Annotated in this window: 1 protein-coding gene; it reads left to right on the forward strand. The window is 67.7% G+C overall.

What is annotated here, in order from left to right; genetic code table 11:
• The first annotated feature begins 45 nt into the window (after positions 1–45).
• A complete protein-coding gene (locus tag G6039_RS30130) occupies positions 46–1,209 on the forward strand; it encodes an IS30 family transposase (protein ID WP_051446190.1) in 1,164 nt (387 codons plus the stop codon).
• Positions 1,210–1,216 lie beyond the last annotated feature (7 nt).

Consider the following 1,216-nt stretch of genomic DNA (forward strand, 5'->3'; position numbering starts at 1 on the left):
GGCTGACTCAGGTGGTCCATGCGACACGCTCCCTGACCAGGGGAGATGTCAGTGGGTCGAGCAGCACGAGAGGCGAAGAAGGCTAGGTTCTTCGCCATGCGCATGACGAAGGTGTCGATCGCCAAGGCCGCAGCCGCGGTCGGTGTCAGCCGACAAACCGGCTACCGGTGGGAGGACGAGGCCAACGGCACCGTCCGCCGTGCCCCGCACTGGGAGCACGGCGGACGGTCGTTGTCCCTGGGCGAGCGGGAGCTTGTCGCCCTCGGACTCGCCCGCAACGAGTCGGTCCAGACGATCGCCGCGCACCTGGGCCGGCACCGGTCGGTGATCTACCGGGAGATCGAACGCAACAGCAACCGCGACGGTAGCTACCGCGCCGTGTCGGCCCACGCGCGGGCCTGGACCCGAGCACTGCGACCGAAAGTCGCCAAGCTGATGGCCGCACCCGAGTTGCGCGCGTATGTCGTCGCCAGGCTGAAGCTGCGCTGGTCCCCGCAGCAGATCTCGGCCAGGCTGGTGGTCGACTTCCCCGACCGAGCGGAGATGCGGGTGTCCCACGAAACCATCTACCAGGCCGTGTATGTGCAACTGAAAGGCGAACTGCGAAAAGAGCTTTCGGAGTATCTGCGGCGCCGGCACACCCGTCGGGTGCCGCAGGGGCGAGTGCCGAGCAGTGCCCGCCATATTCCCGACAAGATCCTCATCTCCCAGCGGCCCGCCGAGGTCGAGGACCGGGCGGTGCCCGGGCACTGGGAGGGAGATCTGATCATGGGGGCGCGCAACCGCTCGGCGATCGGCACCCTGGTCGAGCGCACCACCCGGTACGTGGTGTTGCTGCACCTGCCGAAGGTCCGCGACGTGTCCGGCGTCCGCGATGCGATGATCGCCGCGATGCGGTCGTTGCCGGAGGTGATGCAGCGGTCGGTGACCTGGGATCAGGGCCACGAGATGCGTGCTCATGCCCAGATCACCATGGCCACCGACGTCGCTGTCTACTTCTGCGATCCGCACTCGCCGTGGCAGCGCGGCACCAACGAGAACACCAACGGTCTGCTCCGGCAGTACTTCCCCAAGGGCACCGACCTGTCGGTGTACACGCCCGAGGACCTGCAGCAGGTCCAGGACGAGTTCAACGGCCGCCCCCGGCAGACGCTACGCTGGCGCACGCCAACCGAAGCGTTCACCGAGCTTGTCGCATCGGCCGCCTGAAACCGCC

Origin of the sequence: Rhodococcus aetherivorans (assembly GCF_011058165.1) — a bacterium.
Classification (GTDB): Bacteria; Actinomycetota; Actinomycetes; order Mycobacteriales; family Mycobacteriaceae; genus Rhodococcus; species Rhodococcus aetherivorans.

Excerpts from the sequence above, each read along its gene's own strand:
- G6039_RS30130 (WP_051446190.1), top strand. The coding sequence starts at position 46 with ATGTCAGTGGGTCGAGCAGCACGAGAGGCGAAGAAGGCTAGGTTCTTC.